The sequence below is a fragment of the Cupriavidus sp. FW306-1B-F12B genome (assembly GCF_058781795.1).
This window is the reverse complement of the sequence record NZ_JBYSXC010000024.1, coordinates 1-25,292: the sequence shown is the minus strand read 5'-3', so window position 1 is coordinate 25,292 and position 25,292 is coordinate 1. Positions and strand designations below refer to the sequence as shown.

General features: G+C 68.7%; 27 protein-coding genes. 17 read left to right on the top strand and 10 right to left on the bottom strand.

The genetic code is table 11. From position 1 onward, the window contains the following. Positions 1-29 precede the first annotated feature (29 nt). The 3 genes from mreD to AC3WLE_RS28970 form a co-directional block, all read right to left on the bottom strand. Entirely contained in the window at positions 30-542 is a 513-nt protein-coding gene (mreD, locus tag AC3WLE_RS28980) for a rod shape-determining protein MreD (protein ID WP_492353007.1), read from the bottom strand. Further along, positions 539-1,504, bottom strand: a complete 966-nt coding sequence (gene mreC / locus AC3WLE_RS28975; protein WP_010811480.1) for a rod shape-determining protein MreC — start codon at positions 1,502-1,504, stop codon at positions 539-541. The genes mreD and mreC overlap by 4 nt, the downstream gene beginning before the upstream one ends. A gap of 196 nt (positions 1,505-1,700) precedes the next feature. Then, complete coding sequence (locus AC3WLE_RS28970; RefSeq protein ID WP_008648066.1) at positions 1,701-2,744, bottom strand: rod shape-determining protein; 1,044 nt, start codon at positions 2,742-2,744, stop codon at positions 1,701-1,703. Between the two features lie 600 nt (positions 2,745-3,344). On the opposite strand from AC3WLE_RS28970, the gene gatC reads away from it, so the two are divergent. The 6 genes from gatC to tam all read left to right on the top strand — a co-directional run bounded on the left by gatC (position 3,345) and on the right by tam (position 9,210). Beyond that, positions 3,345-3,644, top strand: coding sequence for an Asp-tRNA(Asn)/Glu-tRNA(Gln) amidotransferase subunit GatC (gatC, locus tag AC3WLE_RS28965; RefSeq protein WP_035819367.1), 300 nt, complete (start codon positions 3,345-3,347; stop codon positions 3,642-3,644). A gap of 90 nt (positions 3,645-3,734) precedes the next feature. Beyond that, on the top strand, positions 3,735-5,240 hold the full coding sequence (gatA, locus tag AC3WLE_RS28960) for an Asp-tRNA(Asn)/Glu-tRNA(Gln) amidotransferase subunit GatA (RefSeq protein WP_492353006.1): 1,506 nt from the start codon (positions 3,735-3,737) through the stop codon (positions 5,238-5,240). Beyond that, complete coding sequence (locus tag AC3WLE_RS28955; RefSeq protein ID WP_035827481.1) at positions 5,237-5,713, top strand: hypothetical protein; 477 nt, start codon at positions 5,237-5,239, stop codon at positions 5,711-5,713. The genes gatA and AC3WLE_RS28955 overlap by 4 nt, the downstream gene beginning before the upstream one ends. 17 nt (positions 5,714-5,730) lie before the next feature. Next, positions 5,731-6,816, top strand: a complete 1,086-nt coding sequence (locus tag AC3WLE_RS28950; RefSeq protein ID WP_492357219.1) for a dienelactone hydrolase family protein — start codon at positions 5,731-5,733, stop codon at positions 6,814-6,816. A gap of 89 nt (positions 6,817-6,905) precedes the next feature. Beyond that, on the top strand, positions 6,906-8,363 hold the full coding sequence (gene gatB, locus AC3WLE_RS28945) for an Asp-tRNA(Asn)/Glu-tRNA(Gln) amidotransferase subunit GatB (RefSeq protein WP_492320799.1): 1,458 nt from the start codon (positions 6,906-6,908) through the stop codon (positions 8,361-8,363). A 76-nt stretch (positions 8,364-8,439) separates the two neighbouring features. After that, complete coding sequence (gene tam, locus AC3WLE_RS28940) at positions 8,440-9,210, top strand: trans-aconitate 2-methyltransferase (RefSeq protein ID WP_492320800.1); 771 nt, start codon at positions 8,440-8,442, stop codon at positions 9,208-9,210. Here the strand turns inward: tam and AC3WLE_RS28935 are convergent. Together AC3WLE_RS28935 and AC3WLE_RS28930 are read right to left on the bottom strand one after the other, a co-directional pair. Next, on the bottom strand, positions 9,191-9,601 hold the full coding sequence (locus AC3WLE_RS28935; RefSeq protein WP_492320801.1) for a VOC family protein: 411 nt from the start codon (positions 9,599-9,601) through the stop codon (positions 9,191-9,193). The genes tam and AC3WLE_RS28935 overlap by 20 nt on opposite strands. Positions 9,602-9,632: 31 nt before the next feature. Beyond that, a complete protein-coding gene (locus AC3WLE_RS28930; RefSeq protein WP_492320802.1) occupies positions 9,633-10,070 on the bottom strand; it encodes a PaaI family thioesterase in 438 nt (145 codons plus the stop codon). Positions 10,071-10,244: 174 nt separating this feature from the next. Between AC3WLE_RS28930 and AC3WLE_RS28925 the strand changes: the two genes are divergently transcribed. The 6 genes from AC3WLE_RS28925 (at position 10,245) to AC3WLE_RS28900 (ending at position 15,442) form a co-directional block, all read left to right on the top strand. Then, positions 10,245-11,063 carry a CHAD domain-containing protein gene (locus tag AC3WLE_RS28925; RefSeq protein WP_492353002.1) on the top strand — a complete coding sequence of 273 codons (819 nt, stop codon included), beginning with the start codon at positions 10,245-10,247 and terminating at the stop codon, positions 11,061-11,063. A gap of 72 nt (positions 11,064-11,135) precedes the next feature. Beyond that, entirely contained in the window at positions 11,136-12,563 is a 1,428-nt protein-coding gene (mnmE, locus tag AC3WLE_RS28920) for a tRNA uridine-5-carboxymethylaminomethyl(34) synthesis GTPase MnmE (protein WP_492320804.1), read from the top strand. 105 nt (positions 12,564-12,668) lie between these two features. Next, the gene (locus AC3WLE_RS28915) at positions 12,669-13,913 is read left to right on the top strand and encodes a glycosyltransferase (RefSeq protein WP_492320805.1); all 1,245 of its coding nucleotides are present in this window, start codon (positions 12,669-12,671) and stop codon (positions 13,911-13,913) included. A gap of 41 nt (positions 13,914-13,954) precedes the next feature. Continuing rightward, positions 13,955-14,524 (top strand): OB-fold putative lipoprotein, encoded by a 570-nt coding sequence (locus AC3WLE_RS28910; RefSeq protein WP_492320806.1) that lies wholly within the window; start codon positions 13,955-13,957, stop codon positions 14,522-14,524. Positions 14,525-14,556: 32 nt separating this feature from the next. Beyond that, positions 14,557-14,760, top strand: a complete 204-nt coding sequence (locus AC3WLE_RS28905; protein ID WP_492320807.1) for a hypothetical protein — start codon at positions 14,557-14,559, stop codon at positions 14,758-14,760. Positions 14,761-14,899: 139 nt separating this feature from the next. Further along, complete coding sequence (locus tag AC3WLE_RS28900; protein WP_492320808.1) at positions 14,900-15,442, top strand: Sbal_3080 family lipoprotein; 543 nt, start codon at positions 14,900-14,902, stop codon at positions 15,440-15,442. An 88-nt stretch (positions 15,443-15,530) separates the two neighbouring features. On the opposite strand, the gene AC3WLE_RS28895 is transcribed toward AC3WLE_RS28900, so the two are convergent. The 3 genes from AC3WLE_RS28895 to AC3WLE_RS28885 all read right to left on the bottom strand — a co-directional run bounded on the left by AC3WLE_RS28895 (position 15,531) and on the right by AC3WLE_RS28885 (position 18,651). Further along, on the bottom strand, positions 15,531-16,505 hold the full coding sequence (locus AC3WLE_RS28895) for a M14 family metallopeptidase (protein WP_492320809.1): 975 nt from the start codon (positions 16,503-16,505) through the stop codon (positions 15,531-15,533). Between the two features lie 110 nt (positions 16,506-16,615). Beyond that, complete coding sequence (locus AC3WLE_RS28890; RefSeq protein ID WP_492357218.1) at positions 16,616-17,584, bottom strand: Bug family tripartite tricarboxylate transporter substrate binding protein; 969 nt, start codon at positions 17,582-17,584, stop codon at positions 16,616-16,618. A 122-nt stretch (positions 17,585-17,706) separates the two neighbouring features. Then, positions 17,707-18,651, bottom strand: coding sequence for a LysR family transcriptional regulator (locus AC3WLE_RS28885; RefSeq protein WP_492320810.1), 945 nt, complete (start codon positions 18,649-18,651; stop codon positions 17,707-17,709). A 98-nt stretch (positions 18,652-18,749) separates the two neighbouring features. On the opposite strand from AC3WLE_RS28885, the gene AC3WLE_RS28880 reads away from it, so the two are divergent. After that, on the top strand, positions 18,750-19,580 hold the full coding sequence (locus AC3WLE_RS28880; protein ID WP_492320811.1) for a MerR family transcriptional regulator: 831 nt from the start codon (positions 18,750-18,752) through the stop codon (positions 19,578-19,580). A gap of 103 nt (positions 19,581-19,683) precedes the next feature. Here the strand turns inward: AC3WLE_RS28880 and AC3WLE_RS28875 are convergent, their stop codons facing one another. Continuing rightward, a complete protein-coding gene (locus AC3WLE_RS28875; RefSeq protein WP_492320812.1) occupies positions 19,684-20,388 on the bottom strand; it encodes a tetratricopeptide repeat protein in 705 nt (234 codons plus the stop codon). 154 nt (positions 20,389-20,542) lie between these two features. Next, positions 20,543-21,514, bottom strand: a complete 972-nt coding sequence (locus tag AC3WLE_RS28870) for a magnesium and cobalt transport protein CorA (protein WP_492320813.1) — start codon at positions 21,512-21,514, stop codon at positions 20,543-20,545. Positions 21,515-21,744: 230 nt separating this feature from the next. Between AC3WLE_RS28870 and minC the strand changes: the two genes are divergently transcribed. From minC to AC3WLE_RS28850, 4 genes are all read left to right on the top strand, one after another. After that, positions 21,745-22,545 (top strand): septum site-determining protein MinC, encoded by an 801-nt coding sequence (minC, locus tag AC3WLE_RS28865; RefSeq protein WP_492320814.1) that lies wholly within the window; start codon positions 21,745-21,747, stop codon positions 22,543-22,545. Between the two features lie 67 nt (positions 22,546-22,612). Continuing rightward, positions 22,613-23,428 (top strand): septum site-determining protein MinD, encoded by an 816-nt coding sequence (minD, locus tag AC3WLE_RS28860; RefSeq protein WP_013955180.1) that lies wholly within the window; start codon positions 22,613-22,615, stop codon positions 23,426-23,428. Between the two features lie 21 nt (positions 23,429-23,449). Further along, positions 23,450-23,704 (top strand): cell division topological specificity factor MinE, encoded by a 255-nt coding sequence (gene minE, locus AC3WLE_RS28855; protein ID WP_010811451.1) that lies wholly within the window; start codon positions 23,450-23,452, stop codon positions 23,702-23,704. A gap of 370 nt (positions 23,705-24,074) precedes the next feature. Beyond that, the gene (locus AC3WLE_RS28850; RefSeq protein WP_492320815.1) at positions 24,075-25,172 is read left to right on the top strand and encodes a porin; all 1,098 of its coding nucleotides are present in this window, start codon (positions 24,075-24,077) and stop codon (positions 25,170-25,172) included. The last annotated feature ends 120 nt before the right edge of the window (positions 25,173-25,292 follow it).

The window sequence follows — 25,292 nt, the reverse complement described above, 5'->3', positions numbered from 1 at the left end:
CGTTTAGGTGCGGTCAGGTGCGTGCGGCGTCAGATCGGACGGGTCTCGTCGACATCGCTCGAACGGCGCTGCGGCGCCAGCAGCAGGCTGGTGGCCAGCGGCCACAGCAGCGCCTCGATCGCCGGTGCCAGCAGCAGATGCCAGCCCGGCAGCGGCGCGCCCATGGCCAGCCGGATCAGCACCGGCACCGCGTGCACGATGAACAGCAGCGGCAGCACGTGCAGCGCCTGGGTATAGACGGTGAACCACAGCACGCGGCGGTGGATGGTGATGGCGAAGTAGGCCAGCAGGGTGTAGGCCAGCGCGTGCTCGCCCAGCAGCCGGGCATCGTGCACGTCCATCAGCAGGCCCAGCAGGAAGGCCACGCCCATGCCCACCTTGCGCGGCTGGTGGATGTTCCAGAACACCAGCACCAGCGCCACCATGTCGGGGACCCACAGCGTGGTGCCCCAGGGCATCAGGTTGAACAGGAACGCCAGCACGAAGCTGAAGGCGATAAAGGCGGGATTGACCGGCCGCAGCAGGTATTGGGGATTGGTCACCGTGGTGCCTCCTTGGCGGGCGCGGCCTTGGCAGCCGCTGCGCTATCGGCGGCAGCGCGTGCCGCAGCGGACTTGGCGCCCTTGACCGGCGCCTCCGGCTTGGCCTCGACCGTTTCCCGCGCGGGAATGGCCGCGTCGTAGCGCACCACCAGCAGCAGGCGGTGCGCGCGCACGCCGGCCACCGGCTCGCAGTACACGCGCGAGAACGCGGTATCGGCCTTGCGCTCGATATGGACGATCTTTGCCACCGGCAGGCCCGGCGGGTAGGTGCCGTCCAGGCCCGAGGTCACCAGCAGGTCGCCCTGCTGCAGGTCGGCGGCGGCGGCCATGAAGCGCAGGTCCAGCTGGCCCGCGCGCGCGCCGCCGAAGGCCACGCTGCGCAGCCCGTTGCGCACCACCTGCACGGGGATGGCCTGGTCCTTGTCGGTGAGCAGCGTCACCTCGGACTGGAACGGCGACACGCGCGTGACCTGCCCCACCACGCCGCGCTCGTCGATCACCGGGTAGCCGGCGCGCAGGCCGTGCTGGCTACCCTTGTCGATCACGATGCGCTGGGTGTAGGGATCGCGCGCGTCATACAGGATCTCGGCGGCCGTTACCGGCGTGGCCGACTGCTGCGCCAGCCCGAGCAGCTTGCGCAGCTGGTTGTTCTCGGACTCCAGCTGCGCCTGGCGCACCGAGGCCTGGGCCTGCTGCACGGCGTTCTGGCGCAGTTCGCGGTTTTCGGTGGCGAGCATCGCCGACGACTGCGCATAGTCGAACATCGTGCGCAGCGCGTCGCGCGGCGTCAGCACCAGGCGTTCGACCGGCATCAGCACGGTGGCGGCAACCTGCCGGCCCACGCTGAGCGCGTCGAAACGGGCATCGACCACCAGCAGCGCCAGCGCGATACCCACGTACAGGACCAGCCTGGCGACAGCCGAGGTGCCTTGCTTGAAGAGCGGCGGAGGGGAGTAATCCATTTACCCGAACAAAGGCCGAAGCCCACGCGGAAACGCCCCGCCGCCCGCCGTGCCGCGCCCGGGTCCCTTGCGGGGACGGGAGCGGCAAGGCCGGGCGGCGGGAACTGCCAGGGCCTGGCCCCGGCGGATGAGGCGCCGCGACGCCGCCCTGATCGCTGGATCCGGCAGGCCGCGCATCGCCACGTGAGCGTCCTTCTTACTCGTAGGAGAAGATGCTGCCGAGCTTGTCCATGCGTTCCAGTGCCATGCCGGAGCCGCGCACCACGCAGGTCAGCGGGTCTTCGGCCACCAGCACCGGCAGGCCGGTTTCTTCCGCCAGCAGGCGGTCCAGGTCGCGCAGCAGCGCACCGCCGCCGGTCAGCATCATGCCGCGTTCGGCGATGTCGGCGCCCAGTTCGGGCGGGGTCTGTTCCAGTGCGATCTTCACCGCCGACACGATCTGGTTCAGCGGATCGGTCAGGGCTTCGAGGATTTCATTGGACGACACGGTGAAGGCGCGCGGGATGCCTTCGGACAGGTTGCGGCCCTTGACTTCCATCTCGCGGACTTCGGAGCCCGGGAAGGCCGAGCCGATTTCCTTCTTGATCGCTTCGGCGGTCTGTTCGCCGATCAGCATGCCGTAGTTGCGGCGGATGTAGTTGACGATGGCCTCGTCGAACTTGTCGCCGCCCACGCGCACCGAACCCTTGTAGACCATGCCGCCCAGCGAGATGATCCCCACCTCGGTGGTGCCGCCGCCGATATCCACCACCATCGAGCCCGACGGCTCGGACACCGGCAGGCCGGCGCCGATCGCGGCCGACATCGGCTCCTCGATCAGGTAGACCTGGCTGGCACCGGCGCCCAGCGCCGATTCGCGGATGGCGCGGCGCTCGACCTGGGTCGAGCCGCACGGCACGCAGATGATGATGCGCGGGCTCGGGCGCAGCAGCTTGCTGTCGTGCACCATCTTGATGAATTGCTTGAGCATCTGCTCGGTGACGGTGAAGTCGGCGATCACGCCGTCCTTCATCGGGCGGATCGCTTCGATATTGCCCGGCACCTTGCCCAGCATCTGCTTGGCTTCCTTGCCCACCGCCGTGATGGTCTTCTTGGCGTTGGGGCCGCCTTCCTGGCGGATCGCGACGACCGAGGGCTCGTCCAGCACGATGCCCTTGTCGCGCATGTAGATCAGCGTGTTGGCGGTGCCGAGGTCGATCGCCAGGTCGTTGGAGAAGTAGCTGCGGAGAAATCCGAACATCAGGAATCCTGTCTGTGGTGGTGTTCGCGGGTAGGCGAAGCGGCCGGCACCGCGAACGGCCCGGCCACGAAATACGTTGTGTTGAATACGGAATGGTTCCCGGCTTCCCGGTCCGCCCGCCGTCCGGCACGGGGCTGCCCGGGCCGGGATGGAATGGGAACGGCAATCGCCGGCGCACCGCGCGCGCCGGCCCTACGGGAACCTTTGATTAGACCCCGCGGAAAAGTTCGCGGAAATGTGCAGGCACCGGCGCACCATATCGAATCACTGCGACATGCGCTGGCCGGCTGCAGAGGCCTAATCAGAGGACCCAGGTCCGCCCTTCGGGCGCCTGAGGATGCCAGGCGCAGGCGCGCCTGCCAGCGGCCGGCTTGCGGCCATGTGGCGTAAGCGTTGCCAAGGGTCGGTAGCTCGCAATGATACCTTATAATTCCTGCTGCTTCGGGCGTTTACAGCCTGAAAATACCTGTAATTCCGACGACTCCGGGGCGCCACTCCGGCGCCCCCGGTCAGGCCATGGGCCGTGCGACGCAGCCGCCCCATGAGCCAGCCGCCGGCGCAGCCCGTGCCCCCGCATCCGAGCATCCGAACCACCACGCCATGGCCCTCGCTCTATCCGACGTCAAGCGCATCGCCCACCTGGCCCGCATCGAAACCAGCGATGACGAGGCCGCCCAGACGCTTGCGCAACTGAACAACTTTTTCTCGCTGGTCGAGCAGATGCAGGCGGTCGACACCACCGGCATCGAGCCGCTGGCCCACCCGCTGTCTGCCGTGCGCGACATGGTCCAGCGCCTGCGCGAGGACGTGGTCACCGAATCCGACCGCCGCGCCGACTACCAGCGCCCCGCGCCTGCCACCGAAGACGGCCTGTACCTGGTGCCCAAGGTCATCGAATGACCGCCGCCCGGCCCGGACCCGACGCACCCGTGCATCCTGTCCGGCGCCGGCCACCCGCCAGTACGCCACCCCTGATGCCAACCGACTGTCATGCCCTTTTCCGCTGATTCCGTGACCTCCCTGCGCCAGCTAGCCGATGCGCTGGCCGCGCGCTCCGTCTCCGCCGAGGAACTCGCACGCGAGTACCTGGCCCGCATCGAGCAGGCCGCCGCGCTCAACGCGTTTATCCACGTCGATGCCGAGCGGACCCTGGCGCAGGCGCGCGCCGCCGACGAGCGCCGCGCCCGCGGCGAGGCCGCGCCGCTGACCGGCGTGCCGATCGCGCACAAGGATGTGTTCGTCACGCGCGGCTGGCGTGCCACCGCCGGCTCGAAGATGCTGGCCAACTATGAAAGCCCGTTCGACGCCACCGTGGTCGAGCGCATGGCCGCGGCCGGCATGGTCACGCTGGGCAAGACCAATATGGACGAGTTCGCGATGGGCTCGTCCAACGAGAACTCGCATTTCGGCCCGGTGCGCAACCCCTGGGACACCAGCCGCGTGCCCGGCGGCTCGTCGGGCGGCTCGGCCGCGGCCGTGGCCGCCGGCCTGGCCCCCGCCGCCACCGGCACCGACACCGGCGGCTCGATCCGCCAGCCGTCGTCGTTCTCCGGCATCACCGGGATCAAGCCGACCTATGGCCGCGTGTCGCGCTACGGCATGATCGCCTTCGCCTCGTCGCTGGACCAGGCCGGCCCGATGGCCCATAGCGCCGAAGACTGCGCGCTGCTGCTCAACGCCATGGCCGGCTTCGACCCCAGGGACTCCACCAGCATCACACCCGCGCAGGGCGGCGTGGACGAGGACTACACCCGCCTGCTGGGCCAGCCGCGCGCCGGCGCCACTGCCGAGCGCCCGCTCGCCGGCCTGCGCATCGGCCTGCCGAAGGAATACTTCGGCAAGGGCCTGTCGGCCGACGTCGAGCAGGCCGTGCGCGCCGCGCTGGCCGAGTATGAAAAGCTGGGCGCCACGCTGGTCGAGGTGACGCTGCCCAAGACCGAGCTGTCGATCCCGGTGTACTACGTGATCGCGCCGGCCGAGGCCTCGTCCAACCTGTCGCGCTTTGACGGCGTGCGCTATGGCCACCGCGCGGCCGAATACCGCGACCTGCTCGACATGTACAAGAAGAGCCGCGCCGAAGGCTTCGGCGCCGAGGTCAAGCGCCGCATCATGGTCGGCACCTATGTGCTGTCGCATGGCTACTACGACGCCTACTACCTGCAGGCGCAGAAGATCCGCCGCATCATCGCCGACGACTTCCAGCGCGCCTTCGCCCAGTGCGACGTGATCATGGGGCCGGTGGCGCCGACGGTGGCGTGGAAGCTGGGCGAGAAGACCTCGGACCCGGTGCAGATGTACCTGGCCGACATCTTCACGCTGTCCACCAGCCTGGCCGGCCTGCCCGGCATGAGCGTGCCGTGCGGCTTCGGCGAGGCCGGCATGCCGGTGGGCCTGCAGCTGATCGGCAACTACTTCGACGAGGCGCGCCTGCTGCAGACCGCGCACGCGTTCCAGCAGGCGACCGACTGGCACCTGCGCCGTCCCGGCAAGGCATGAACATGACCGCGCGCTCCTCGCTGACCCTGCGCCTGATGGCCGCGGCCGCGCTCGCCGCGGCGGTGGCCGGCTGCATCCCGCTGCCGGGCGGGCTGGGCCGGCCCGCTCCAATCGCCAGCCGCGACATCGACCTGGCCGGCGACTGCCGCCGCACCGAGGAAGACGGCTTCCGCGAAGACGCCCAGCTGCGCGTGTCGGACAACAGCGTGCAGCAGCTGTCGTGGAAGCTGTGGGTAGGCAAGCGCGGCTCGTGCAGCTTCAACCTCGCTGACTTCCGCCAGGTCCAGAAGAAGCCGCATATCGAGCTGCGCGCCAATGACGGCAGCGGCTGCAAGCTGATGGTCTGGCAGGACCCGCGCCGCGTTACGCTGGCGCACGCCAACTGCCAGCAGCGCTGCACCCCCGGCATCTACGAAGAAGCCTGGCCCGTGATGTTCGAGCCAGGCAGCGGCGCCTGCGCCCGCACGCGCTGAAGCCACCGAAGCCGGCCATGACCCACGCACCCGCCACCCCGCAACGCCCGCCGCGCACCGCCCGTCCGGCGGTGGCGGTGCTGCGCGCCGCGGTGGCACTGGGGCTGGGCGCATGGCTGGCCGGCGCATCCGCGCATACACCGGAACTGCCCGCGCCCGCGCTGGCGCAGCCGGCGCCGCTGACGCCCGCCGGCGTGCTGGCGCCGAATGCGGTGGGCCGGGCCGCGCCAGGATCCGCGGCCACGGCACCCATGCCGGCGCAGCGTGTCCAGCTGCGCGGCGATGCGGCCACGCCCGCGCTCACCGCCTACTGGTTCCTGCCGCGCGAGGGCGCCACCCCGCGCGCGCTGCCGGTGGTGGTGGCGTTGCACGGCTGCGGCGGCCTGCTATCCGCGCGCCCCGCGCGCGCGGCGGGTGCCGCCGGAACCGCCCAGGCGGACGTTTCCGGACTGCTGCAGCAACGCTACCGCGAATACGCGCACTGGCTGAACGAGCGCGGCTATGCCGTGCTGATGCCCGACAGCTTCAGCGCGCGCGGCAGGCCCCACGGCATCTGCTCCGAACCCATCGACGCGCGCGGCATCGACGACCGTACGCGCCGCGCCGATGCGCTGGCCGCGCTGCGCTGGGTGGCGCAGCAGCCGGCGGTCGATACCGCGCGCATCGTGCTGCTGGGCTGGTCCAACGGCGCGCAGGCGGTGCTGGCCACCGTCGATGCCAGCCGCCCGTGGCCGGCCGGCACGCCCCAGGTGGAGCGCGCGGTGGCGTTCTACCCGGGCTGCAAGCGCGCCGTGCAGCAGCACAACTTCCGCCTGCGCGCGCCGATGCTGCTGATGATCGGCGGCGCCGACGACTGGACCCCCGCCACCCGCTGCGCCATGCTGCAGAGCGCGGTGCTGGCGCGCCAGCCGGGCGCGCGCTTCCGGCTGGAGATCTACCCGGGCGCCTATCACGGCTTCGACGGCACCAGCGAGCTGCATATGCGCCGCGACGTGCCGGCGGGCATGCGCAAGACCCAGGGCGTCACCGTCGGCGGCGATGCGGTGGCCCGCGTGGCCGCGCTGGCCCAGCTCGACTCATGGCTTGCCAGCCCCGACCCCTGACGGCCGGGGCAAGACCAGACTGAACCCGGGGCGGCTGCGCCGCTCCACCGCTACAGACAGAACCGAAAGAACCGAACAGGAATACCGCCATGCAATGGGAAGTGGTGATCGGCCTCGAAACGCACGCTCAGCTTTCGACGGCCTCCAAGATTTTTTCCGGCACCTCCACCGCCTTCGGGGCCGAGGCCAACACGCAGGCCTCGCCGGTGGACCTGGCTCTGCCGGGCGTGCTGCCGGTGCTCAACAAGGGCGCGGTCGAGCGCGCCATCCAGTTCGGCCTGGCGATCGGCGCCACTATCGCGCCGCGCAGCGTCTTTGCGCGCAAGAACTACTTCTACCCCGACCTGCCCAAGGGCTACCAGATCAGCCAGTATGAGATCCCGGTGGTACAGGGCGGCACCATCACCATCCAGGTCGAAGGCAAGAAGGGCGAGTTCTACGAAAAGACCGTCAACCTGACCCGCGCCCACCTGGAAGAAGACGCGGGCAAGTCCCTGCACGAAGACTTTGCCGGCATGACCGGCATCGACCTGAACCGCGCCGGCACCCCGCTGCTGGAAATCGTCACCGAGCCCGACATGCGCAGCGCCGCCGAAGCCGTGGCCTACGCCAAGGCGCTGCACTCGCTGGTGGTGTGGCTGGGCATCTGCGATGGCAACATGCAGGAAGGCAGCTTCCGCTGCGACGCCAACGTGTCGGTGCGCCCGCTCGGCCAGAAGGAATTCGGCACCCGCCGCGAGATCAAGAACCTGAACTCGTTCCGCTTCCTGCAGCAGGCCATCGAGTACGAAGTGCAGTGGCAGATCGCCGAGATCGAGGACGGCCGCAAGATCCAGCAGGCCACCGTGCTGTTCGACCCGGAAACGGGCGAAACGCGCGCCATGCGCACCAAGGAAGACGCGCACGATTACCGCTACTTCCCCGACCCCGACCTGATGCCGCTGGAAATCGACGCGAGCTGGGTCGAGCGCGTGCGCGGCGAGCTGCCGGAACTGCCGGCGGCGATGCAGGCGCGCTTTGTCTCGCAGTACGGCCTGTCGGCCTATGACGCCACCACGCTGACCGCGACCAAGGCCTTCGCCGCCTACTACGAGGCCGTGGTGGCCGACGCCGGCGCCGCCAACGCCAAGCCCGCGGCCAACTGGCTGATGGGCGACGTGGCCTCGCAGCTGAACCGCGAAGGCATCGCCATCGACGCCGCACCGGTCACGCCGGCGCAACTGGCCAGGCTGCTCGCGCGCATCGCCGACGGCACGGTATCGAACAACACCGCCAAGAAGGACGTGTTCCCGGCGATGTGGGCCGGCGAGCACGGCGGCGATGCCGACACCATCATCGCGGCCAAGGGGCTGAAGCAGATGTCCGACACCGGCGAGCTGGAGAAGATCATCGACGACGTGCTGGCCGCCAACGCCAAGTCGGTCGAGGAATTCCGCGCGGGCAAGGAGAAGGCGTTCAATGCGCTGGTCGGGCAGGCGATGAAGGCGACCAAGGGCAAGGCCAATCCGGCGCAGGTGAATGAGCTGCTGAAGAAAAAACTGGGGTAAGGGCTGGCTGACAGGGCCAGCGAACCGCTGCGGCAGGCGTATCCTACTGGCCTGCTCTAAAAGTCAGGAGATCCCCATGAGCTGGTCCGCCCATCAATACGTCGCCTTCGAAGACGAACGCACCCGCCCGGTCCGCGACCTGGTGGCTGCCATCCCCAATGAGATCGCGCGCAGCGCGGTGGATATCGGCTGCGGGCCGGGCAACTCCACCGAGGTGCTGCTGGCGCGCTATGCGGGGGCGTCGGTGACCGGGCTGGACAGCTCGCAGGACATGGTCGACGCGGCGCGCAAGCGCCTGCCCGAGGTGCAGTTCCGCGTGGCCGACATCGGCACCTGGGACGAGGCCGGGCCCTATGACGTGATCCTGGCCAATGCCGTGCTGCAGTGGCTGCCTGACCACGCCAGCCTGTTCCCGGCACTGGTATCCAGGCTCGCCCCCGGCGGCACGCTGGCCGTGCAGATGCCGGACAACCTGGAAGAACCCGCGCACCGGCTGATGCGCCAGGTGGCGGCGGAAGGCCCGTGGGCAGAAAAGCTCGCCGGCGCCAGCAAGGCCCGCGCCGAGCGCGCCCCGGCGCAGTGGTACTACGAGCTGCTGCGCCCGCTGTGCCAGCGCGTGGACGTATGGCTGACCACGTACCACCATCCGCTGGCGGGCGGCCCGGCCGCGGTGGTGGAGTGGTTCAAGGGCAGCGGCCTGCGCCCCTTCCTGCAGCCGCTGGACGAGGCCGAGCGCGCCGCCTACCTGGCGCGCTACCAGACCGAGATTGCCAAGGCGTACCCGGCGCTGCCGGACGGGTCGGTGCTGCTGCCGTTCCCGCGCCTGTTTATCGTCGCGACGCGCTGAGGCCCTGCGCCGGCTTGTGGCACACCGCTTCGATGTTGTGCCCGTCCGGGTCCAGCACGAAGGCGCCGTAGTAGTTGGGGTGGTAGTGCGCGCGGATGCCCGGCGCGCCGTTGTCGCGCCCGCCCGCGGCCAGCGCCGCGCGATGGAAGGCATCGACGGTCTCGCGGCTGTCCACGCGGAAGGCCACGTGCAGCGGCGGCTGGTTGGGCGTGCCGCGGTGGATCCAGAAGTCGGGTTGCCCCGGCGGGCCGAAGCCTGCGACATCGGTGCTGCCGGTGACGCTGGCCGGGAATTCCTTGTCCAGCACATAGCCGATGGCGCCCAGCGCCGCCTGGTAGAAGGCACGGCTCTTGCCGTAGTCGCTGACGCTTACGCCGGTGTGGTCGATCATGGGTCGCTTCCTTTCAACGGTGGGAGGGGGCTCAGGCCAGGTCCAGCACGCTCATGGTGGCGTTCAGGCGGCTGACCAGCACCGATTCACCGTGGAGGTCGGCAAAGACATCCGCCTCCACCACGATGATCGAACGGCCGGACTTGAGCACATCGGCACGGCAGCGCAGCCGTTCGCTGCGCACGGCCCTGAGCAGGTTGATCTTGAACTCCGCGGTGACCACGTGCTGGCCTGCCTCCAGGATGGTGGATGCCGCCGCGCCCGCGGTGTGATCCGCGATGGTGGCCTGCACGCCCGCATGGACGATGCCGCCGTGCTGCAGGTGGCGCGGCGCAATGGCCAGCGTGGATTCGCACCAGCCGGGCCCGCAGTCCGCCAGCGTGATGCCGACATCGTTGACAAAGGCGGCCTGGCGAAAGCCCGCCTCGATGGTGTCGCGCAGCAGAAGCCGTTCCTGTTCAGTGGTCATGGCTGTTCCTTGTCGGGTCCCTGCATCACCGGGATGTGCGCATTGCAGCGTGAAGGCGCGGGGCTGTCAACCATCCATGCGCCTGTTACGCCGCGCGGAAGCGGGCCGGCGTGCTGTCGCCTACACTGGAAGCATCCGCGACCCGCGTGCGCGCCTGAGCGCATGCAGCCCGCAATGATCGCCGACACCCATCCCCCCACACTGCGCCGCAAGACGCGCCCCGCCGCGGCCTTTGCCGCGCTGACGCAGGCAAGCCTGGCGCGCATCGAAGCGAGCCTGGCCCAGTTGCTGCGCCGCGACGAGCCCGAAGACCTGCACGCGCTGCGCGTGGCGGTGCGCCATGCGCGCGCGGTGCTGTGGGCGCTGGGGCCGTCGTTGCCGCGGCAGGAGCGCGATCGCTGGAAGCATGACCTGCGCATGCTGGCGCGCGCCACCAGCGACGTGCGCGACTGGGATGTATTCCTGGCCGAAACCATTGCACCGGCGCGCAAACTGGAACCTGACGATACCGTGCTGTCGGCCATCGCCGATACCGCCCGGGAGCGCCGCGACACCGCGCGGCAAACCATGCTGGCGGCCCTGGCCGGCTACCGTGACTGGCCGCTGCCCGCGCTGCATCGCGACCTGGCGCACCTGGCCCACCTGGCCGCCCGCGCCCGCAGTGACGGTGGCCGCCTCGGGCCCCTTGCGCGCAAGCGCGTGCGCCGCGGCCGCAAGCGCCTGCGCGCGCTGGCAAAGGCTGCACGCCGCGGCGATCCCCGCGCGGTGCATGAGCAGCGCATCGCCGGCAAGCGACTGCGCTATGTGATCGAGGCATTCGAGCCGGTGCTGCCCTCCCGCTACACCAGGGACCTGCATCGCAAGCTGGTCAAAGGGCAGGCGAAGCTCGGCCGCTTTGTCGACGGCATCGTCGCGCGCCGGCTGCTGGCCGAATGCCTGCAGGCGCAGGCAATGCCGGACGAGGCGCCGCGGCCGCTGCCCGGCGCCGGCTGACCACCCCGCCCGCCACGGCGGCCTGCCCACCGCGTGCCACGCCAACTGCACCCGATCTGCGACAATACCGCCATGACTGCTCCCCAGGTTCCCATTGCCGCCATCGCCACCGCGCCCGGACGCGGCGGCATCGGCGTGGTGCGTGTGTCGGGCCCCGATGTCGGCCCGGTGATGCGCGCCGTCTGCGGCCAGGCGCTGAAGCCGCGCCACGCCACCTACCTGCCGTTCCTCGATGGCCATGGCAAGGTCATCGACCACGGCCTGGCGCTGTATTTCCCGGCGCCCAATTCCTATACCGGCGAGGAAGTGCTCGAGCTGCAGGGCCACGGCGGCCCGGTGGTGATGCAGATGCTGCTGACACGCTGCCTGCAAGCGGGCGACGGCATCGGCCTGCGCCTGGCAGAGCCCGGCGAGTTCACGCGGCGCGCCTTCCTCAACGACAAGCTCGACCTGGCCCAGGCCGAGGCCGTGGCCGACCTGATCGAAGCCAGCACCGAGGCCGCGGCGCGCTCGGCGGCGCGTTCAATGGAGGGCGAATTCTCCAACGCTATCCGCCAGCTTGTGGATAAGGTCATCCACCTGCGCATGCTGGTCGAAGCCACGCTGGACTTCCCCGAAGAAGAGATCGATTTCCTGGAGCAGTCCGACGCGCGCGGCCAGCTTGCCACCATCCGCACCGAACTTGGCGGCGTGCTGGCGCAGGCGCGCCAGGGCGCGCTGCTGCGCGAGGGCCTGTCGGTGGTGCTGGCGGGCCAGCCCAACGTGGGCAAGTCGTCGCTGCTGAACGCGCTGGCCGGCGCGGAGCTGGCCATCGTCACGCCCATCGCCGGCACCACGCGCGACCGCGTGCGCGAGACCATCCAGATCGACGGCATCCCGCTGCATATCATCGACACCGCCGGCCTGCGCGAGCACGCCGCCGACGAAGTCGAGCGCATCGGCATCGAACGCACCTGGGACGCCATCCGCCGCGCCGACATCGTGCTGCACCTGGTCGACGCCACCGACTACCTGCGCCATGGCCTGTCGGAGACTGACGACGCCATCGACGACCAGCTCAGCGGCCAGCTGCCGCCGGGCTCGCCGATCGTGCGCATCGTCAACAAGATCGACAAGGCGCCCGCGGTCGGCGATGTCATCTTCGGCGGCAACCGCCCGCACGTGGTCGCCGCCAACGGCCCCAACCCGACCGAGATCTGGATCTCGGCGCGCACCGGAGCCGGCATTGAACTGCTGCGCCGCGAGCTGCTGCGGCTGGTGGGCTGGCAGTCAGGCAATGAAGGCAACTTCCTGGCGCGCGAGCGGCACCTGACGGCGCTGCGGAATGCGCAATCGCACCTGGATATCGCAGCCGAGCAGGCCGAGCACCAGGCGCAGGCGCTGGACCTGTTTGCCGAAGAGCTGCGGCTGGCGCAGGATTGCCTGAACAGCATTACGGGTGAGTTCACCAGTGATGATCTGCTGGGGACGATCTTTACGCGGTTCTGCATCGGCAAGTGATACCCGCAGGCGCAGCCCCATGTCGCTGCGCGGAAAGACACCGGAAAGTAAACTGCAAGCCACTCGCTGACATGCCCGCGCCAGCCCGTCGGCGCCTCTCCCGCCATGCGTCTGACCCTCATCACCTTCGGTACCCAGGGCGACTGCCGCCCCATCGTCTCGCTGGGCCTCGGCCTGCGCGCCGCCGGCCATGACGTGCTGATGCTGGGCGAACGCTCGGCAGCCACGCTCGCGGCAGAGCACGGCCTCGCCTTTGCACCGATGGCAGGCGACATCAAGCAGACGCTGGCGCCGGGCGGCGCGCTGCACAAGCTGATGACCGAAGGCGGCAACGTCGCCGAGGCCACGCGGGCATTCGGGCGCATTGCCGAGGACAACACCGAGGCGTGGATGTCGCAACTGGCGCAGGCCGCGCGCGCTGCCGACGGCATCGTGTTCTCGGGGCTGACGGCGTATGTGGCGCTGTCGGTGGGCGAGCAGTTGGGCAAGCCGGTGATCGGCGCAGGCATGTTCCCGATCTCGCCGACGCGGGCCTTTCCGTCCGCGCTGCTGCCGCCGTTCAGGATGCCGGGGTGGGCCAATCGCGCCAGCCACCACGTGATCAACTTCGTGCTGTGGCGCATGTTCCGTAGCGCGACCAATGCTGCGCGCTCCAGGCTGTTCGGCGCGTCGGCGCGCAAGGCGATGTGGGCGGACTTTCCGACGCTGTACGCGATCTCGCCGCAACTGGTCCCGCGTCCGCATGACTGGCATGACGACTGGCTGGTGAGCGGCGCGTGGACCATGCCGCCGCAGCCGGACTGGCAACCGGACGCGCCGCTGCGCGACTTCCTGGCGGCCGGCGAGGCGCCGCTCTATATCGGCTTTGGCAGCATGGCGGGCTTTGACCGGCACAAGGTGGTGACGGCGCTGGTGCAGGCGGCCGATGGCCGGCGCGCGCTGTTCTATCCGGGCTGGAGCGGCATCGACGTGGCGGCGTTGCCATCCAACTTCCACGTGGTGGGCGCCACCCCGCATGACTGGCTGTTGCCGCGCGTGTCGGCGGCAATCCATCACGGCGGTGCGGGCACCACGCATGCGGCCGCGGCGGCGGGCGTGCCGGCGATCGTGCTGCCGTTTGCGGGCGACCAGTTCTTCTGGGCGGGCCGGCTGGCGGCGCTGGGCGTGGCGCCGCGTCATGTCGCCGGGCACAAGATCGACGCGCCGCGGCTGGCGTCGATGATCGCCTTTACCGAGCAACCGGCCACGCGCGAACGGGCCGCCAGGCTGGGCCGCGCGATGGCCGCCGAACGCGGCGTCGACCATGCCGTGGCGGCGATTGAGCGCTTTTGCGGCAGGCAGGGCGCATAATCCCGTTCCGCCTTTCGCATTCACTGACGCAGGACCTTCCGATGTTGAACCGTACCCAGCAAATCCTTATTGCCATCGTCGCCGTGGCTGTCCTTGGCATGTTGTGGTTTGCCGGCAATGACCGCCGCGACGATGTCGGCGGTGCCGCGCCCGAAACGCAGGCCGAAGCCAGCGCGGTGCCGGCCAGCGTCGTGCGCGGGGTGCCGCGCGACGGCACGCTCGACCCGATCAGCATCGACCCCGAGCGCCCCGCTGACCGCCTGCCGCAGCTCCAGGCCGACACGCTGCTGAATGACTACCGCGGCAATCCCAAGGAAGCCGACACCCGCTACCTGGGCCAGTACCTGATCGTCGAAGGCGTCGCCAGCGGCATTCGCCGCGAGGGCGACCAGGTCTTTGTCGATATCCGCACCAACGATCCCGGCGTGAATGTGCGCGCACTGCTGCTGCAACGCCAGATCTGCGGCCCGGCAGGGCGGGTGTGCGAGGTGGAGGCCCGCGCCACCATGGTGCGGCGCGGCCAGAAGGTGGCGCTGGAATGCAACGGCGCCGGGCTGGCCGATGGCGCACCGCTGCTGCGCGACTGCCTGCTGCGCGGCGGCGCCAACTGATCGCGCTTGTCTCAAGATTCCGGAGTCCCGCCATGCAATCCGTTCTGTCCGTCCTTGCCATCCTGATCATGGTGGCCACCATCGTCGGCGTGGTCTCGCCCGCCTGGCTCAGCCAGACGCTGTTTGGCGGCAGACCCGTCACGCGGCTGCAGGTCGCCGTCATCGGGGTCTGCCTTGCCGGGCTTTGCCTGGTCCTGGTAGGCCGGCTGGCGCAAGGCGGCAGCGCGGGCGGCTGAGGCGCCACGCCGGCGCAGAAGCGGCCGTTTTGCGCTTCTGTTTGGGCGATTGGATCTGCGTGCCGGCGCCTACAGTGTGAAGGTATGCGGTGGCCACTGTGTCTTGCATGGCAGCCCGCCCCAGCCACACAGGACATCCATGTACAAAGCTCTGCTGGCCGCAGGCCTTGGCCTGCTGATCACCGGTTGCTCGACCTACCAGGCAGTGACCCCGGTCGACCGGCCCGACCGCACCGATCCCCTTGTCGCGTTCCAGGTGCCCGCTGGCGGCGGCCCGCTGGGCAACTACGGCGCCAACGGCACGCTGCTGTGCGTGGTGGTGAACCCGGTCACGGGCAATGACTTTGTCGAGAACTTTCTCTCATCGCTGCGGCGGCGCAATTTCGAGGTGAAGGTGCTGCAGGCGCAGACCTCGATCGCGGCGTGCCCGGTGGTGGCGCTGTACACGGCGCGCAGCGCCTGGTACTGGACTGCGTACCTGAACAGCGCGGACATCACCGTGTTCCGCAACGGCGACCGTGTCGGCAAGGCCATCTATAACGCCAACCGCAGCGCGGGCGGGCTCAACCTGAGCAACTTCGTGCAGCCTTCGTCCAAGCTGGATGAGCTGGTCGAGCAACTGTTCCCCGGCATGCTGCCGCCGCCCCAGCCGCCGGCGGGCACGGCCGCCCCGGCGGCCTAGCCTGTCCGCACTCGACCGGCGGGCCGGGCCATGCCTGTCTGCGCAGCATCTTGCCGGGCGCAGCCGCGCCCGGCCCAGCGTACCCGGATCAGCGCTCCAGCCGCCCCAGGCGCACCACGGTCACGCCCGGGCGCAACTGGCGCAGCGACGGCATCACCAGCACGCAATCCGGATACGGCGTCACCACTGGCTCGCCGTCGCGCCAGCCGATTACGGTCCCGGCCTCGGTAAAGGTCTCCAGCCCGGTATAGGGGCCGGCAAAGCGGAAGTCCATGCTGGTGGCCACCACCGGCTCGGTCACGCGCACCACGCGCTGCGTGGCGGGCAGCCGCTGCAGCCAGCCTGCGGGCAAATCGCTTTCATCGATCACGCCGGCATGCAGCAGGAAGCGCGCGGTGCTGTCCTGCGCCACGGTCACGGCGGCGGGCTCCCAGTGCTGGCCGCACTCGATCAGCAGTGCGTTGCGCGGGCTGGCGGCATCGCCAAAGCCATCGTAGTCGCGCATGCGGCGGCCTTCGGGGTGGCCTTCGTCGACGATCACGTCGGCCGGCGCGCCCAGCGCGCGCGACAGGGCGATGCCCTTGTCGAGCGGGCCGGAGACGATCAGCGGCCGGCTTTTCTCGTGCATCGAATGCAGGTCCAGCAGCAGGTCGATGGTGTCGATCACCGGGCGCATGGCACGCGCGCGGCGCAGCTCGGATGAATCGAGGCTGGCATCATCGAGCACCCTGGCGGTCCACACGCGGTTGAAATCCTGGTCGACAAAGCGCGATGCGTCGGGCCTGGCGGCATCGAAGCTGTGGTACGCGTCGACGTTGGCAAACGCCAGCGTCAGCCGGCCGCGGCGCGGGCGCAGTCCGTGGTCCAGCAACGCCTTGACGGCGATGGCGCCGCAGACCTCGTTGCCGTGGGTCAGCGCATTGACCATCACGTGCGGGCCGGGCTGGCCGCTGTCGAAGGTGTACAGGTAGGGGATGCCGGTGTTGCCGGCGGCGTAGGCGCGGATGTCGGGGAACGCGACATCGACTGGGTAGGCGTCGATCGGTGCGGTGGACTGGGTCATGGGAATCGGTGCGTTCAGGGCGCCTGGCGGGTCGGTGCCGCCGGGTCGTGTTCTTGGGATCAGGTTGAGGATGGGCGGCGGGGCCTTGCCAGCGCCGCCCGCCCCAGCTCTTACTCGTGAATGCCAGCCGTCTGCACGATGGTGCGATAGCGCCCCGTCTCGCGCTTGATAAAGCTGCCGAACTGCGCCGGATTGGCCGGCGCCACTTCCACGCCGGCTTCTGCCAGCTTCTTCTTCACATCCGGCATGGCCAGCACGGCCTGCATCTCGGTGTTCAGGCGCTCCACCACCGCTTGCGGCAGCTTGGCCGGGCCCATCAGGCCGAACCACACGCCCATGTCGACGCCCTTGAGCGCGGGCGTCTCGGCCAGCGCGGGCACGTTCGGCGCCACCGGCGAGCGCTTGGCGTTGGTCACGCCGTAGGCCTGCACGCGGCCGGCCTGGATATGCGGCAGCGCCGACGACAGCACCATCACCGCCAGGTCGATCTGGCCGCCGAGCAGGTCGGTGGCCATGGCCGACGCGCCCTTGTACGGCACGTGCGTGATATTGACCTTGCCCTGCTGCTTGATCAGTTCGCCGGCCAGGTTCAGCGGCGTGCCCACGCCCGACGAGGCATACGACAGCTTGCCCGGCTGGGCCTTGGCCAGCGCGATCAGCTCGGCCGCGTTCCTGGCCGCCAGCCCGGGCTTGCCGACCAGCACCATCGGCTGGGTGCCGACGAAGGTCACCGGCGCCAGGTCCTTCTCGCCGTCGTAGCGCACGGCGGGGTTGGTCAGACGGGCAATCGACACTTCACTGCCCGAGCCCATCAGCAGGGTGTAGCCGTCGGCCTCGGCCTTGACCACCTTGGCCGCGCCGATGGTGCCGCCGGCGCCACCCAGGTTCTCGATCACCACGCTCTGGCCCAGGCGCTTGCCCAGTTCCGGGGTGATGGTGCGGGCCACCAGGTCGACGCTGCCGCCGGCGGTGTAGCCCACCACCAGCGTGATCGGCTTGGCGGGCCAGGCGGAGGCAACGGCGCCGGCGGAAGCGGCAAGGCAGAGTGCGGCAGCGGCCGCGCGCAGGATGGTCTTCATGGTCTTGGCTCTGGGGGTCCCGGAATGGTTGTTGTGGAGCGATGGTAGTGAGCGCGGAAGCGGCCCGGCGTGCAGCTTTGGCAAGGGCGGTTGCCGATTCGGCAATGGTCGCCGAAGGCGCATCAGCGCGGTGCCTGCACCGCCGCCTGCCAGAAGGCCTCGGCCAGCGGGCGCATCGGCGCGCGCGGGCGGTACAGGCGGATATCGAGCGCCAGGTCGCCGCCATCATCGCTGCGCGCGCCGCTGATGGCACGCACCAGGCGCCCGGCGTGCAGGTCGTCGGCAATCAGGCGGGCCGGCAGCCAGGCCAGGCCCATGCGCTGGCGCACCATCTCGTGCACCGACTCGGCAAAGTCGCTGACCGCGATCACGTCCAGCCGCGGCGCCAGCTTGCGGCGCGCGATCTCCTGGTTGACCATGCGGCCGAGTGTCAGGGTCTCGGCGTAGGCGATCATGGGCACCGGCTTCGCCGCAGCCTTGCCGGTCGCCAACCGGTGCAGCGGCGCGCCGCGCTCGTCGGCGGCGCTGACGCACACCAGCCGCTCCACGCCGGCCAGGTGGAACTGGTAGCGCGCGTCATCCAGCATCACCGGCAGGTCCGGCGGGCTGTAGCAAAGCAGGAAATCGGCATCGCCCTCGGCAAACATGGCCAGCGCGTCATGCATCGGGAAGGTCGACAGCTGCGTGCGGAACCCGGCCGCCGCGGGGTCGTGCCGCAGCGCCTCGCGCAGGCCCGCCAGCCACGCCGGCACCATCGAGCGCGCCAGGGTCTTGCCGGTGGCAATGGTGACCGTGCTGGCGTCGGCGCGGTGCGCGGCGCGCAGCGCCACGCGGGTCTCGTCCAGCGTGCGCAAGGCGCTCTGCGCGGCTTCCAGGAACTGGCGCCCTTCGGCGGTCAGCCGCACCGGGAACGCGCTGCGGTCGATCAGCGGGGCGCCGGCCCAGACCTCAAGCGCCTGCATGCGCCGGCCAAACGCGGGCGGGGTCACGTTGCGCAGCTCGGCGGCACGCGCCAGGCTGCCGGCCTGGGCCAGGCAGACGAAGTCTTCGAGCCAGCGGATATGCATGGAAGGCGGACCGTTGAGGGTGGGGCGGCAATGCCCTCATTATCGGCAAAACCGGCCGCCACCTTTGCCTGCCGCATTCCTCGGTTAGAATTTTTCGCATGACACTGATCCGGCGCCGCCCTCCCTCGTCCCCGACCAGCCAGGCGTCCGACACCACGCCGCCCGCCCCGGAATACACCATCGACGAGCTGGCGCGCGTGGCCGGCACCACGGTGCGCAACGTGCGCTCCTACCAGGACCGCGGCCTGATCGATCCGCCGCAGCGGCGCGGGCGCGTGGGCATCTACACGCAGGCGCACCTGGGGCGGCTCAAGCTGATCCACCACCTGCTGGCGCGCGGCTATACGCTGGCCAATATCACCGAGCTGCTCAAGGCCATCGTCGAAGGGCACGACCTGCGCTCGATCCTGGGGCTGGAGACCGCCATCAGCAGCCCGTGGACCAACGAGACGCCGCGGCACTACTCCTACCTGGCGCTGGCGCGGCTGTTCGGCCGCGCGATCTCGCGCCCGGCCCTGGCCAAGGCGATCTCGCTGGGGCTGCTGGAACCGGACGGGCTGGGCTATCTCGCACGCAGCCCGCGCGCGCTGGCCGCGGGCGCGGAGATCGCCCAGGCGGGCTTTGCGCTGGAAGACGTGCTGGAGATCATCGCGCAGTCGCGCGGGCATTTCCAGGCGGTATCGGACCATATCGTCGCTACCGTGGTGCGCGAGCTGGACCGCTTTGGCATTGGCAAGCTGCCGCCGCCGCAGGACGTGCCGCGGCTGGTGGAGATCCTGTGGCGCATCCGCCCGCTGGCGCTGGTGATGGCGGAGACGGAGATGATGCGGGCGCTGGAGATCTCGGCCAACAAATACCTGGGGGACCGGGTGGCGGCGATCATCGAGCATCTGCATGATGAGGAAGGTGGCAGCGGCGGGAAGCCATGATCCCGCGCCGGTCTGGCCCCTCCCCCGCCGTGCAGACCGGGCACACAGGTGACAGGTGTGCGAAGACATGGTTGACGCTTCCCGGCATAGTCATCCCGCCGCTCTACCTCGCCGCCCTTCCCCGCACCGATTCCTCCAGCAACGACCGCAACTTCGCCAGCGCGCCCGGATCCCCGTGCGCGGCTGAGCGCGCATACCAGATCTTGGCCTGCTCGAGATCCCGGTCGACCACGCCGGGCTCGCCGTGCTCATAGAAGCTGCCGACGATGTATTGCGCGCCGCCGTCGCCGGCACTGGCCGCGCGGCTGTACCACGTGAACGCGTGCCCGTAGTCGCGCGGCACGCCCCGGCCAGTGAAGTAATTCGTCGCCAGCGCCATCTGCGCCTGCACATGCCCGCCCTGCGCCGCCAGCGCATACCAGCGGTTGGCTTCCTCCAGTGACTTCGGCACCAGTTCGCCGCGCTCATAGAGGTCGCCCCAGGTGTACTGGGCATGCGTCATCTGGTTGTCGGCCGCTTTTTTCAGCCAGACCAGTGCCTCCTGCGGGCGGGCGGCAGTGCCCTCGCCGCGCAGCAGCATCATTGCGTAGTTGAATTGGGCCAGGCGGTTGCCCAGCCTGGCCGCATTGGCGAAGCCGCGCAGGGCCTGGTCGAAGTTGCCCGCTTCATATGCGGTGACCGCGTCGCGGGTCTGGGCCTGCGCGGGGGCAGGCGGCTGCGGTGCGGAGGCCGCCGGCTGCGTGCACAACAGCCATGCGGCGGTGGCGCCGGCGAGCAAGGCGGCAATCGGGGGGTGGGCAATCGACATGGCGGACTCCGGGCACAGCGCCTTCCTGATTCAAGTGTAGGAGTCAGGGCACCGCGCCGGTAGGCAGGCGCGGAATCGCCGGAATATCCATGCGAATAATCAATCGACCATAATATCTGCCACGATCATTCCTCGCACAGATAATACCAGGTCTTCAGATCCACCCGGCCCGATGCAGCCGCCGCCACAGTCCCCCGCAGGCGACCGCGGTCACGCCGATCACGGCCGGGTAGGCGAAGGGGATTTTCAGCTCAGGCATGAAATCGAAGTTCATGCCGTACAGGCTGAAGATCACGGTCGGGATCGCCAGGATCGCGCCCCAGCCGGCCAGGCGCTTGACCACCTCGTTCTGGCCCACGGTGACCAGCGCCAGGTTGACCTGCACGGCGGTGGTCAGCATTTCGCGCACCACGTCGAGCGTGCGCACCAGCCGGCTGGCGTGGTCTTCGATGTCGCGGAAATAGGCGCGCAGCTCCTTCGGCACCAGGTCTTCGTGCAGCCGGATCAGCTGGCCGCACATGTCCTCCACCGGGCTGACCGCATTGCGCAGGCGCAGCACCTGGCGCTTGATCCGGTACAGGCGCTCGATCGCGGCGCGGTCGAACTCATCGCGGAAGATGCCCTGCTCCAGCGCCTCGAAGGTGTCTTCCAGGCGCGTGACGATGGGCATGTAGTGATCGACGACAAAGTCCATCAGCGCGTACAACACATAGCCCGGGCCGTTGGCCAGGCCGTGCGGGTCGTGCTCGCAGCGCTCGCGCACGGGCGCATAGGTGCTGCTGGCACCGTGGCGCACCGAAACCACGTAGTTGGGGCCGACAAAGAGATGGGTCTCGCCGACCACCACTTCATCTTCCACCAGTTGCGCCGTGTTGAGCACCACGAAGACCGAATCGCCGTAGGCCTCGAGCTTGGGGCGCTGGTGCGCATCAAGCGCATCTTCCACCGCCAGGTCGTGCAGGCCGAACGCCTGCTGGGCCTGGCGCAGCAGCGCGAGGTCAGGCTCATGCAAGCCCAGCCAGACAAAGGTACCCGGCACGCCCAGCACGGTGGGAATCTCCTCCATGCCCACCGTGCTGAGCCGCTTGCCCTGCCGGTAGGCCACGCAATTGACAATGGCGCCCATGGAAACTCCGCTGATCAGATGGCGCAATCGTAACAAGCCTTTACGCTGCGACGGACGCCATGCGTGTTGCCGCGCACGGCAAACCACGCTGGCCGCACTTGCCCGGCGCTACGATGTGCCGTGCACGCGCATATGGAACCCACGCGCCACTTGCTGTACATATCGATCCAATTGTTACAGTTCGCGACAGATACGACGTTAGAATGTGGCATTTCCACGGTCACCCGGCTATGTCCCAGAAGAAATCGCCACGCTTCGAGCTGCGCAGTGGCAACGTAGACGCCCTCCTTCTCGCCCTCCAGACCGCCGACATGGCTGCGCTGCGGGATGACCTCCTCTCCCGCTTTGAAGCCACCCCTGACTTCTTTTCCAATGACGTGATCGCGCTGGACCTGCGCGCGCTGGAAGATGACAGCGAAGTCGCGCTTGGCACCGTGATCGACACGCTGGCCACGCTCAAGGCCCGCGCCATCGGTGTGGTGGCCCGCCCTGCCCAGCGCGAGTGGGCCGAGCGCTTCGGCCTGCCGCTGCTGGACAGCCAGGCGCGCCGCGGCAGTGGCGCCGACCGCGCCGCCGAGGCCCAGGCCGCAGCCGCGGCGGAACAGGCCGCCGCCGAACAGGCCGCGCGCGAGGAATCCGTCCGCGCCGCCGCGCAGGCCAGCACCGACGCCGCCGTGGCCGCCGCCATCCGCCAGACCCAGACCATGCTGATCGACAAGCCGCTGCGCTCGGGCCAGCAGGTCTACGCGCAGGGCGACGTGGTCATCCTGGACGTGGTCAGCTACGGCGCCGAGGTGATCGCCGAAGGCAACATCCATGTCTATGCCCCGCTGCGCGGACGCGCGCTGGCGGGCGTCAAGGGCAACACCGGCGCGCGCATCTTCAGCACGTGCATGGAGCCTGAACTGATTTCCATCGCCGGCATCTACCGGACCGCGGAGCAGACGCTTCCGGCCGATGTGCTCGGCAAGACCGCCCAGGTGCGCCTGGCCGATGAAAAACTGATCCTAGAAGCGCTGCGGCTCAAGTAACCGCGGCAGCCCCCGGGACCGAATCGCAGAGAGCGCAAGCTTCAACTTATTACTGGACCAAAGAGCCATGGCAAAAATCATCGTTGTGACCTCCGGCAAGGGAGGCGTCGGCAAGACCACCACCAGCGCCAGCTTTGCCGCCGGCCTGGCCCTGCGCGGCCACAAGACTGCCGTGATCGACTTCGACGTCGGCCTGCGCAACCTTGACCTGATCATGGGTTGTGAGCGCCGCGTGGTGTACGACCTGATCAACGTGGTGCAGGGCGAAGCCAACCTGCGCCAGGCGCTGATCAAGGACAAGAAGTGCGAGAACCTGTTCATCCTGCCGGCCTCGCAGACGCGCGACAAGGATGCGCTCACGCGCGATGGCGTCGAGAAGGTCATCAACGGCCTGATCGAGATGGATTTCGAATTCATCATCTGCGACTCGCCCGCCGGCATCGAGTCGGGCGCGCTGATGGCGATGTACTTCGCCGACGAGGCGCTGATCGTGACCAACCCGGAAGTGTCGTCGGTGCGCGATTCGGACCGCATCCTGGGCATCCTGGCGTCCAAGACCAAGCGCGCCAGCGAAGGCGGCGACCCGATCAAGGAACACCTGCTGATCACGCGCTACAACCCCAAGCGCGTGCATGGCGGCGAAATGCTGTCGCTGACCGACATCCAGGAAATCCTGCGCATCAAGCTGATCGGCGTGGTGCCTGAGTCGGAAGCCGTGCTGCACGCCTCGAACCAGGGCACGCCCGCCATCCACCTGGAAGGCAGCGACGTGGCCGACGCCTATGGCGACGTGGTGGACCGCTTCCTCGGCAAGGACAAGCCGATGCGTTTCACCGACTACCAGAAGCCGGGGCTGCTCTCCCGCATCTTCGGCAACAAGTAACGGTCAAGGAGGGCTCACCCCATGTCGATCCTTTCCTTCCTGCTGGGAGAGAAGAAGAAGTCCGCGTCGGTCGCCAAGGAGCGGCTGCAGATCATCCTGGCGCACGAGCGCACCGGCCATTCCGCGCCCGCCGACTACCTGCCCGCGCTGCAGCGCGAGCTGGTGGCGGTGATCTCCAAGTACGTCAAGATCGGCGACCAGGACCTGCGCGTCAGCCTGGAACGCCAGGACAACCTCGAGGTGCTCGAGGTCAAGATCGAGATCCCGCAGAACTGAGGACGGATCCCGGCGCTGCCGGATTCGTTCCTCCTCCTTCGGTTTTCCCGCACTTCCCGTCTTTCCGCCGACCGCGGCGCCGCTTGCGCGCCGCGATCGGCCGGCCCCCTTTCTCCCTGCCGTGATTCCCCGCCAGCCCAGTGTGCAGGCCAGCTCGCCAGCGCTGCCAAAATGCCCCAACTCGGAATTCTGTAGCGGCGAGACAACGGATTTGCACCAAAATCCTGCTTGAAAGCGCAGCTTGGCGGAGTTTTGTGTCCTTGTAGCTTACGTTTTGTTAAATTTTCGCGGCGTCTACAACGAAACGTAGACAAAATCGTCCACGCCGTGATCCGGCGGAGAGAACAGTACAAGACAGAAAAGGAGCACCATGAAGAAATCGGCCATCGTCCTCGCAGCCGGCAGCCTGTTGGCAGGTTCGGCGTTCGCACAATCGTCCGTTACCCTGTACGGTATCGTTGACCAGAGCATCCGCTTCCAGACGAACTCCAACGCCAACAACGACAATCTGTGGGAACTGACCAACGGCGCCGTCACCAACAGCCGCTGGGGCCTGAAGGGCAGCGAAGCCCTCGGCAACAACCTGAAGGCAATCTTCCAGCTGGAAGGCGGCTTCGATCCGGACACCGGCCGTTCCAACCAGGCCAGCGCCACCAACCCGAACGGCCGCCTGTTCGGTCGTCAGGCTTACGTTGGCCTGTCGGGTGACTTCGGCACGATCAAGCTGGGCCGCCAGTACACCGAAGGCTTTAACTTCTTCGGCGACTACGATCCGCTGACCATCGGCAACTACACCAACAACGCCTGGCCGTTCTTCCTGACCCAGTTCCGCAGCGACAACGTGGTCAGCTACGCCGGCAAGTTCGGCGGCCTGGACGTGGGCGCCAGCTACGGCTTCGGCGAGCAGCCGGGCAGCATGACCAAGAACCAGTACTGGGGCACCCGTGCCGCTTACTCGTTCGGTCCGTTCGGCATCGGCGGCGTGTACCAGGAAATCCGCGACATCAACGGCAACAAGCAGCAAATGTGGGGCGCGGCCGGTAAATACGCCTTTGGCCCGGCCAAGCTGTTCGTGGGCTACGTCGGCGGCAAGGACCGCACTGGCGTGATCGACAACGGCTTCCTGAACAACTCGGCTGCCGCGCCTGCTCCGGCCGTGGTCACCGCCGGCGCTGCCAGCAACCCGCGCAAGGACACCATCGGCTACATCGGCCTGACCTACCAGGCCACCCCGGCCCTGGCGCTGACCGGCGTGTTCTACGGCGACTACGTCGAGAACAAGAACGGCGTGAACGACAACAACGGCCGCCGCTACACCGGCGTGCTGCTGGCCGAGTACTCGCTGTCCAAGCGCACCCAGGTCTACGGCACGGTTGACTTCAACAAGGTTTCGGGCGGCACCACCACCGAAATGCCGGGCCGCAACAACCAGACTGGCGCTGCACTGGGTATCCGCCACATCTTCTGATCGACACCCGATCAGCAGTTCCTGGCAAAAGGCACCTTCGGGTGTAATGCCGTTCAGTTAAGACTGAACGGCATTTTTCATTGTTAGCCGCCGAAGCAGTTGTAAACCGCAAGCCGCAAT

Excerpts from the sequence above, each read along its gene's own strand:
- mreC (WP_010811480.1), bottom strand. The coding sequence starts at position 1,504 with ATGGATTACTCCCCTCCGCCGCTCTTCAAGCAAGGCACCTCGGCTGTC.
- AC3WLE_RS28970 (WP_008648066.1), bottom strand. The coding sequence starts at position 2,744 with ATGTTCGGATTTCTCCGCAGCTACTTCTCCAACGACCTGGCGATCGAC.
- gatC (WP_035819367.1), top strand. The coding sequence starts at position 3,345 with ATGGCCCTCGCTCTATCCGACGTCAAGCGCATCGCCCACCTGGCCCGC.
- gatA (WP_492353006.1), top strand. The coding sequence starts at position 3,735 with ATGCCCTTTTCCGCTGATTCCGTGACCTCCCTGCGCCAGCTAGCCGAT.
- AC3WLE_RS28955 (WP_035827481.1), top strand. The coding sequence starts at position 5,237 with ATGAACATGACCGCGCGCTCCTCGCTGACCCTGCGCCTGATGGCCGCG.
- AC3WLE_RS28950 (WP_492357219.1), top strand. The coding sequence starts at position 5,731 with ATGACCCACGCACCCGCCACCCCGCAACGCCCGCCGCGCACCGCCCGT.
- gatB (WP_492320799.1), top strand. The coding sequence starts at position 6,906 with ATGCAATGGGAAGTGGTGATCGGCCTCGAAACGCACGCTCAGCTTTCG.
- tam (WP_492320800.1), top strand. The coding sequence starts at position 8,440 with ATGAGCTGGTCCGCCCATCAATACGTCGCCTTCGAAGACGAACGCACC.
- AC3WLE_RS28935 (WP_492320801.1), bottom strand. The coding sequence starts at position 9,601 with ATGATCGACCACACCGGCGTAAGCGTCAGCGACTACGGCAAGAGCCGT.
- AC3WLE_RS28930 (WP_492320802.1), bottom strand. The coding sequence starts at position 10,070 with ATGACCACTGAACAGGAACGGCTTCTGCTGCGCGACACCATCGAGGCG.
- AC3WLE_RS28925 (WP_492353002.1), top strand. The coding sequence starts at position 10,245 with ATGATCGCCGACACCCATCCCCCCACACTGCGCCGCAAGACGCGCCCC.
- mnmE (WP_492320804.1), top strand. The coding sequence starts at position 11,136 with ATGACTGCTCCCCAGGTTCCCATTGCCGCCATCGCCACCGCGCCCGGA.
- AC3WLE_RS28915 (WP_492320805.1), top strand. The coding sequence starts at position 12,669 with ATGCGTCTGACCCTCATCACCTTCGGTACCCAGGGCGACTGCCGCCCC.
- AC3WLE_RS28910 (WP_492320806.1), top strand. The coding sequence starts at position 13,955 with ATGTTGAACCGTACCCAGCAAATCCTTATTGCCATCGTCGCCGTGGCT.
- AC3WLE_RS28905 (WP_492320807.1), top strand. The coding sequence starts at position 14,557 with ATGCAATCCGTTCTGTCCGTCCTTGCCATCCTGATCATGGTGGCCACC.
- AC3WLE_RS28900 (WP_492320808.1), top strand. The coding sequence starts at position 14,900 with ATGTACAAAGCTCTGCTGGCCGCAGGCCTTGGCCTGCTGATCACCGGT.
- AC3WLE_RS28895 (WP_492320809.1), bottom strand. The coding sequence starts at position 16,505 with ATGACCCAGTCCACCGCACCGATCGACGCCTACCCAGTCGATGTCGCG.
- AC3WLE_RS28890 (WP_492357218.1), bottom strand. The coding sequence starts at position 17,584 with ATGAAGACCATCCTGCGCGCGGCCGCTGCCGCACTCTGCCTTGCCGCT.
- AC3WLE_RS28885 (WP_492320810.1), bottom strand. The coding sequence starts at position 18,651 with ATGCATATCCGCTGGCTCGAAGACTTCGTCTGCCTGGCCCAGGCCGGC.
- AC3WLE_RS28880 (WP_492320811.1), top strand. The coding sequence starts at position 18,750 with ATGACACTGATCCGGCGCCGCCCTCCCTCGTCCCCGACCAGCCAGGCG.
- AC3WLE_RS28875 (WP_492320812.1), bottom strand. The coding sequence starts at position 20,388 with ATGTCGATTGCCCACCCCCCGATTGCCGCCTTGCTCGCCGGCGCCACC.
- AC3WLE_RS28870 (WP_492320813.1), bottom strand. The coding sequence starts at position 21,514 with ATGGGCGCCATTGTCAATTGCGTGGCCTACCGGCAGGGCAAGCGGCTC.
- minC (WP_492320814.1), top strand. The coding sequence starts at position 21,745 with ATGTCCCAGAAGAAATCGCCACGCTTCGAGCTGCGCAGTGGCAACGTA.
- minD (WP_013955180.1), top strand. The coding sequence starts at position 22,613 with ATGGCAAAAATCATCGTTGTGACCTCCGGCAAGGGAGGCGTCGGCAAG.
- minE (WP_010811451.1), top strand. The coding sequence starts at position 23,450 with ATGTCGATCCTTTCCTTCCTGCTGGGAGAGAAGAAGAAGTCCGCGTCG.
- AC3WLE_RS28850 (WP_492320815.1), top strand. The coding sequence starts at position 24,075 with ATGAAGAAATCGGCCATCGTCCTCGCAGCCGGCAGCCTGTTGGCAGGT.